8 protein-coding genes and 1 pseudogene are annotated in these 7233 nt (G+C 70.1%); 8 read left to right on the forward strand and 1 reads right to left on the reverse strand.

Going from position 1 to position 7233, the window contains the following annotated elements:
• The 4 genes and pseudogenes from B9S58_RS08845 to B9S58_RS08860 form a co-directional block, all read left to right on the forward strand.
• A partial coding sequence (locus tag B9S58_RS08845) for an SDR family NAD(P)-dependent oxidoreductase (protein WP_103531564.1) occupies positions 1–680 on the forward strand: 680 nt, incomplete at its 5' end.
• Entirely contained in the window at positions 677–1738 is a 1062-nt protein-coding gene (locus tag B9S58_RS08850; RefSeq protein WP_181009240.1) for a low specificity L-threonine aldolase, read from the forward strand. The genes B9S58_RS08845 and B9S58_RS08850, both read left to right, overlap by 4 nt.
• 76 nt (positions 1739–1814) lie before the next feature.
• Positions 1815–2413 (forward strand): annotated as a pseudogene (locus tag B9S58_RS08855) (transglutaminase family protein).
• A 57-nt stretch (positions 2414–2470) separates the two neighbouring features.
• Complete coding sequence (locus B9S58_RS08860; protein WP_103531566.1) at positions 2471–3163, forward strand: B3/4 domain-containing protein; 693 nt, start codon at positions 2471–2473, stop codon at positions 3161–3163.
• Positions 3164–3184: 21 nt separating this feature from the next.
• Here B9S58_RS08860 and B9S58_RS08865 read toward each other — a convergent pair whose 3' ends face one another.
• Complete coding sequence (locus B9S58_RS08865) at positions 3185–3907, reverse strand: 1-acyl-sn-glycerol-3-phosphate acyltransferase (RefSeq protein ID WP_103531567.1); 723 nt, start codon at positions 3905–3907, stop codon at positions 3185–3187.
• A 230-nt stretch (positions 3908–4137) separates the two neighbouring features.
• Between B9S58_RS08865 and B9S58_RS08870 the strand changes: the two genes are divergently transcribed.
• From B9S58_RS08870 to B9S58_RS08885, 4 genes are all read left to right on the forward strand, one after another.
• A complete protein-coding gene (locus tag B9S58_RS08870) occupies positions 4138–4464 on the forward strand; it encodes a thioredoxin family protein (protein WP_103531568.1) in 327 nt (108 codons plus the stop codon).
• A gap of 196 nt (positions 4465–4660) precedes the next feature.
• Entirely contained in the window at positions 4661–5170 is a 510-nt protein-coding gene (locus B9S58_RS08875; RefSeq protein ID WP_103531569.1) for a flavin reductase family protein, read from the forward strand.
• Between the two features lie 196 nt (positions 5171–5366).
• Complete coding sequence (locus tag B9S58_RS08880; RefSeq protein WP_103531570.1) at positions 5367–6152, forward strand: electron transfer flavoprotein subunit beta/FixA family protein; 786 nt, start codon at positions 5367–5369, stop codon at positions 6150–6152.
• A gap of 63 nt (positions 6153–6215) precedes the next feature.
• Positions 6216–7178, forward strand: coding sequence for an electron transfer flavoprotein subunit alpha/FixB family protein (locus tag B9S58_RS08885; RefSeq protein ID WP_103531571.1), 963 nt, complete (start codon positions 6216–6218; stop codon positions 7176–7178).
• Positions 7179–7233: the final 55 nt, after the last annotated feature.

Here is a 7233-nt window from a genome sequence, read left to right on the forward strand (position 1 = left end):
CGACGCTGCTGCGGCTCGCCGAGGCGGGCGCGACGGTCGTCGGGTGCGACGCCCATCCCGAACGGCTCGCCGAGGCGGTGGACGCCGCCCGGTACGCCCACGGCGGCGCGACCGTCACCGGCGAGACCGTCGACCTGCTCGACCTCGACGCCACCCGGGACTGGGCCAAGCGCACCGAGGCGGAGTTCGGCCGCATCGACGGCCTGGTCCACCTCGTCGGCGGCTGGCGCGGCAGCAAGTCGTTCCAGGAGACCGTGCTGTCCGACTGGGACGCCCTGGAGAAGCTGCTCATCCGCACCGTCCAGTCGACCTCGCTGGCCTTCCAGGAGGCCCTTGAGCGCAGCGACCGGGGCCGCTATCTCCTGATCAGCGCCGCCGGGGCCAGCAAGCCCACCGCGGGCAACGCCGCCTACTCCTCCGCCAAGGCCGCCGCCGAGGCGTGGACCCTCGCGCTCGGCGATGCCTTCCGCAAGGCGGGGGGCGAGGAAGGGCCCGCGGCGGCTGCTGCGATCCTGGTGGTCAAGGCACTGGTGAACGACGCCATGCGCGCCGAGCGCCCGAATGCGAAGTTCGCGGGCTTCACCGACGTCACGGAGCTGGCCGAGGCCATCGCCGGCGTCTGGGACAAGCCCGCCCCGGAAGTGAACGGAAAGCGCCTGTGGCTGACCCCGCAAACGTGAGGACCGACGCGCGACGTCACCACGATCCGCAGGTACGTGGCTTCGCCAGTGACAACTACGCCGGCGCGCACCCGGAGGTTCTCGCGGCCATCGCCCTCGCCAACGGCGGCCACCAGGTCGCCTACGGCGAGGACGACTACACCGGTCACCTCCAGCGGGTCATGCACAGCCACTTCGGTCCCACCGCCGAGGCCTTCCCGGTCTTCAACGGCACCGGAGCCAACGTGGTCGCCCTCCAGGCGCTCACCGACCGCTGGGGCGCCGTCATCTGCGCCGAGTCCGCGCACATCAACGTGGACGAGGGCGGTGCGCCCGAGCGGATGGGTGGGCTGAAGCTCCTCACCGTGCCCACCCCGGACGGCAAGCTCACCCCCGAGCTCATCGACCGGCAGGCGTACGGCTGGGACGACGAGCACCGGGCCATGCCGCAGGTCGTCTCGATCACCCAGAACACCGAGCTGGGCACCGTCTACACCCCCGACGAGATCCGCGCCATCTGCGACCACGCCCACGAGCACGGCATGAAGGTGCACCTCGACGGGGCGCGGATAGCCAACGCCGCCGCCTCGCTCGACGTCCCGATGCGGACGTTCACCAACACGGTCGGCGTCGATGTGCTGTCCTTCGGCGGCACCAAGAACGGTGCGCTCTTCGGCGAGGCCGTCGTCGTGCTGAACCCGGACGCGGTCCGGGCGATGAAGCATCTGCGCAAGCTCTCCATGCAGCTCGCCTCCAAGATGCGCTTCGTCTCCGTCCAGCTGGAGGCGCTGCTCGCCAAGGACCTGTGGCTGCGCAACGCGCGGCACGCCAACGCCATGGCCCAGCGGCTCGCCGAGGGCGTCCGGGCGATCGACGGGGTGGAGATCCTCTACCCGGTCCAGGCCAACGCCGTGTTCGCCCGGCTGCCGCACGCGGTCAGCGAGCGGCTCCAGCAGCGCTTCCGCTTCTACTTCTGGGACGAGGCGGCCGGGGACGTCCGCTGGATGTGCGCGTTCGACACCGGCGAGGACGACGTCGACGCCTTCCTCCAGGCGCTCAAGGAAGAAATGACGCGATAGCGCGACCCGTGCATGAATATGCGACCGACCGGGAATCGATGGACTTCCGGTCGGCCGCTTCGTACGCTCTCCGCTCATGGAGCTGACGCAGCAGTCCCCGGACATCGACGCCTACCTGGCCGCCGACGAGGTGGTCTACCACGAGCATCCCCGGTCAGGGAGGTGGCGACCCGCCTCGCGCTCGACGCCGACGACGCATACACATACGCCCGCACCGCCTTCGAGTACGTACGCGACACCATCCCGCACTCCGCCGACTCGGGCGATCTGCGCGTCCCCTGGCGTGCCTCCGGCGTCGTCGCCACCCGCAACGGCATCCGCTACGCCAAGTCCATCGCGCTCACCGCACTGCTTCGGGCCCGCTCCATCCCGGCCGGGCTCTGCTACCAGCGGCTCACCGACGACGACGGGGCGAACCCGGTGGTCCACGACCTGGTCGCGCTGCGCCTCCCCGGCCACGACCGCTGGGCGAGGGTGGATCCCCGCGGCAACAGGCCGGGCATCGACGCACAGTTCTCGACGGAGCAGGAGCGGCTGGTGTGTGTGGTGCGCGAAGAGTTCAATAGAATTGACTATCCAGTAGTCTATGCCGTACCACCCGAGGTGATTCTCCAAGCGCTGAGGGGTGCCCGGGACTGCTCGGAGCTCTGGCGGAACCTCCCTACGGGCCTCTGAGCCCACCCGGCACCCCGCGCCCGAGCCACCGTACCCAGCAAGGCAGTAAGGCAGACGATGACCCTCACGCTCACCGTGTCCGACGAGGTGCGAGCGATCGCACCGGGCTTCACCCACCTCGCCGTCGAGGCGCACGGCCTGGTCAACGGCCCCAGCGACACCCGCAGTGCCGCCCTGCTGGACGCCGCCGCCCGCAGGCTCGCCGAGCGCCTGGACGGCCGCGCCCCGCACGAGGACCCGCGCATCGCGGCCTGGCGCGAGATCTACACGGCGTTCGGAGCCAAGCCCTCCCGCACCCGCAACTCCGCCGAGGCGCTCGCCCGGCGCGCCCTCGCCGATGGCGGCCTGCCCCGCATCAGCCTGCTGGTCGACGCCTACAACGCGATCAGCGTCGCCCACCTCGTCCCGGTCGGCGGCGAGGACACCGACCACATCAAGGGCGGGATGCGGCTGATCCGCGCGACGGGCGACGAGCCGTTCCCCACCGTCGTCGGCGGCGAGGAGAGCGTGGAGCACCCCGAGCCCGGCGAAGTCGTCTGGTGTGACGACGAGGGTGTCACCTGCCGCCGCTGGAACTGGCGCCAGGGCGTGCGGACCCGGCTCACCGAGGAGTCGGTCAACGCCGTCTTCCTGCTGGAGGGCCTCGCGCCCATGACGAACGGCGAGCTCGGCGCCGCGGGCGCCGAACTCGCCGCAACCCTGGAGCAGCTGAGCCCCGGGGCGCGGATCACTGTCCACGCACCGCGGTGACGGGCCGCTGAGGGGTGTCCGTCAGCCGAGTTCGCGCACCTCGGCGGGGGTCGGAGCCGTACCGCCGAGATGGGCGGGCACCCACCAGGTGTCGCTCGCGCCCTTGGGGCGTACCGGGTAGGCCCGCTGCGCCGCTTCCAGCAGCTCCTGGACCCGCTCCCGCAGCCGCCGGGTGATGGCACCGGCGTACTGGTCGGAGGGCGCCTCCATGGGCTCGCCGACGCGGATGGTGATGGGGATGTGGCTGCGCCGGAAATTGCGCGGCCGCCCCTTCGTCCAGATCCGCTGCGTGCCCCAGAGTGCCATCGGGATCAGCGGGACCCCGGCCTCCTGGGCGAGCCGCGCGGCACCCGACTTGAAGCTCTTCAGGGTGAACGACTGCGAGATGGTGGCCTCGGGGAACACTCCGACGATCTCCCCGGAACGCAGCGACCGGAGCGCGTGGGCGTACGCGTCCTCACCCTGGTCGCGGTCGACCGGGATGTGCTTCATTCCCCGCATCAGCGGACCGGAGATCCTGTGCCGGAAGACCGATTCCTTTGCCATGAAGCGGACCAGCCGCTTCTGCGGCAGGGCGCCCAGGCCGGTGAAGATGAAGTCGAGATAGCTGATGTGGTTGCTGACCAGCACCGCACCACCGGTCTTCGGGATGTGCTCCGAACCCTGAGTGTCGATCTTCAGGTCGAGCGCCTTGAACAGGGTGCGAGCGGCGCCGATGACCGGTCGATAGACGAGTTCTGCCATCTGGAGAAGACCCTTCTTCAGTTCCTGGGGAGGGTTCTCCCGGCGGAAGTTACGCAGCCGTAGGTTTTCGGCATTGTGGCGATGGTGCCCCATGCGCGGGCCGGTGGCCAGTCCCGGCAGACGCGGGGTGCGAGATTCTCGTCACGTGCGCGTCCTCCGGGAGCTGCGGGAATGTCCGGGCGGCGGCCGGTGCTGACCCCCTACGAAGAGCTCTGATCAGGAGGTACCAGGTGGACCGAGGGACGTACGGACAGCGGCTCGACGCATCCCGGCTCGGCGCGGAACTCGGGGAACGCGCCACGCTCGTCCAGTTCTCCAGCGCCTTCTGCCAGCCGTGCCGGGCCACCCGCCGCACGCTCCACGAGGTGGCCGGAATGGTCGACGGGGTCGCCCATGTCGAGGTCGACGCCGAGGCCCACCTCGCGCTGGTGCGACAGCTGGACATCACGAAGACGCCGACCGTCCTGGTGCTCGACGCCCAGGGGGAGGTGGTCCGCCGGGCATCCGGCCAGCCCCGCATTGTCGACGTGGTCGCGGCGCTGGGGCACGTCATATGACGGGCCGTGACGCATCTCCCACATTCCGGAACGCCCTTGACTGTGCACGCCACGCATCGTCAGTCTGACGTTATGCCGCCAGAACTCCTTCCTTACGGCCGGGTCCATGTGGACCTCGCACGCCATGCGAGTGCGCGTTGTCCGGGTGTCTGAGCACCCACGGACCCGTACGCCGCTTTCGCAGAAGGACACGTCCATGACGGCAACGCCCGATCTCGCCCCCGCTCCGACGGTCGCCACGCCCGAACTCTTCCGCTCCGTCTTCCGCCGCCACGCCGCGGGCGTGGCCGTGATCACGGCCACGGGGGAGCGCCCGGTCGGCTTCACCGCCACCTCCCTGACCTCCGTCGCCGCCGACCCCCCGCTGATCTCCTTCGGTATCGGTACGACGTCCTCCAGTTGGCCCGTGCTGTCCGAGGCCGAGTATGTCGGCGTCCACATACTCGGCGAACACCAGCGCGAACTGGCCGCGACCTTCGCCCGCAGTGGAGCCGACCGCTTCGGCCCGTCGACCGACTGGAGCGGCGGCCCCGAAGACGTTCCGCTGCTCGCCGGTGTGTCCGCCTGGCTGGTCTGCCGCGTCGTGACCCGTGTCCCGGCCGGGGACCACCGCATCGTGATCGCCGAGGTCGTGGCGGGAGCGGCCGCGGGAGCCGATCGCCCGCTGGTCTACCACCAGGGACGGTTCACGGCTCTGCGAGACTGAGGTCGCGCACGCACAGGCCCGCCGCGTTGGCAAGGTCACAGTGCGCAGCGCTTGCTCAGGGGTAAGAGACTGGGTGTACTGGCGAGTAATATCGGCCTCGGAGCCTCGGTCGTCCTGACCGGATCCGGCCCGACGGGGCGCCTATGCTGCGAGCAACAAGGCAGCCCGGAAATGACGATGCAGTAGGAGAGCCGGCGTGAGCTTGAGGATCGTTGTCTGTGTGAAGTACGTGCCCGACGCGACCGGTGACCGGCGTTTCGCCGATGACCTGACGCTGGACCGTGAGGATGTCGACGGTCTGTTGTCGGAGCTGGACGAGTACGCGGTCGAGCAGGCGTTGCAGATCGCCGGCGAGGCGGACGATGCGGAGATCACCGTGGTGACGGTGGGTCCGGAGGATGCCAAGGACGCGTTGCGCAAGGCGTTGTCGATGGGTGCGGACAGGGCGGTGCACGTCGAGGACGACGGTCTGCACGGCAGCGATGTGATGGGGACGTCGCTGGTGCTGGCGAAGGCTGTGGAGAAGGCCGGGTATGACCTGGTGGTCTGCGGGATGGCGTCGACGGACGGTGTGATGGGTGTGCTGCCGGCGCTGCTGGCGGAGCGTCTGGGTGTGCCGCAGGTGACGCTGCTGTCCGAGGTCGCGGTGGACGGGGGTGTCGTGACGGGGCGGCGTGACGGTGACACGGCTTCCGAGCAGTTGGAGGCTTCGCTTCCGGCGGTGGTGTCGGTGACCGACCAGTCCGGTGAGGCGCGCTACCCGTCGTTCAAGGGGATCATGGCGGCGAAGAAGAAGCCGGTCGAGTCGCTGGACCTGGACGATCTGGGTCTGGACGCGGACGAGGTGGGTCTGGCGGGTGCGTGGACGGCGGTGGACTCCGCGACGGAGCGCCCGGCGCGTACGGCGGGCACGATCGTGAAGGACGAGGGTGAGGGCGGCCGGCAGCTCGCCGGGTTCCTCGCGGGCCAGAAGTTCATCTAGGTCCCGTGCCGTTCCTCTTCCCTCTCCCTCTCCCTCTCTCTTCTCTTTCTGGAGTGCGTTGTCATGGCTGAAGTTCTTGTTCTGGTCGATCATGTGGACGGTGCGGTCCGTAAGCCCACGCTGGAGCTGCTGACGCTGGCGCGTCGGATCGGTGACCCGGTCGCCGTCGCGCTGGGTGCGGGTGCGGGGGCGACGGCGTCGGTGCTGGGTGAGCACGGTGCGGTGAGGGTCCTGACCTCGGACGCCCCGGAGTTCGCGGAGTACCTGGTGGTCCCGAAGGTCGATGCGCTGCAGGCCGCGTTCGAGGCGGTCTCGCCGGTGGCTGTTCTGGTGGTGTCCTCGGCGGAGGGCAAGGAGATCGCGGCGCGGCTCGCGCTGCGGGCCGGCTCCGGGATCATCACGGACGCCACTGATCTGGAGGCCGGTGAGGAGGGTGTCGTGGCGACGCAGGCGGCGTTCGCCGCCTCGTACGCGACGAGGTCCCGGGTCTCCAGGGGGGTTCCGGTGATCACGGTGAAGCCGAACTCGGCTCCCGTGGAGCCGGCCCCGGCGGCGGGTGCGGTCGAGGCGCTGCCGGTGTCGTTCGGTGCCGCGGCGACGGGTACGAGGGTCACCTCGCGGACGCCGCGTGAGTCGACCGGGCGCCCGGAGCTGACGGAGGCGGCGATCGTGGTCTCGGGTGGCCGTGGGGTCAACGGTGCGGAGAACTTCCCCGTCATCGAGGCGCTCGCGGACAGTCTGGGTGCCGCGGTGGGCGCTTCGCGTGCGGCGGTGGACGCGGGCTGGTACCCGCACACCTCCCAGGTCGGGCAGACGGGCAAGTCGGTCTCCCCGCAGCTGTACATCGCCTCGGGCATCTCCGGTGCGATCCAGCACCGGGCGGGCATGCAGACCTCGAAGACGATCGTCGCGATCAACAAGGACGCCGAGGCCCCGATCTTCGAACTCGTCGACTACGGCGTCGTCGGCGACCTCTTCGCCGTCGTCCCCCAGCTCACCGAGGAGATCAACGCCCGCAAGGGCTGATCCCCGGAGAACAGACCCGCCCCGGGCCGCACGGTGAACCCCACCGTGCGGCCCG

This window comes from Streptomyces sp. SM11 (assembly GCF_002910905.1).
In the GTDB taxonomy this organism is placed as follows: Bacteria; Actinomycetota; Actinomycetes; order Streptomycetales; family Streptomycetaceae; genus Streptomyces.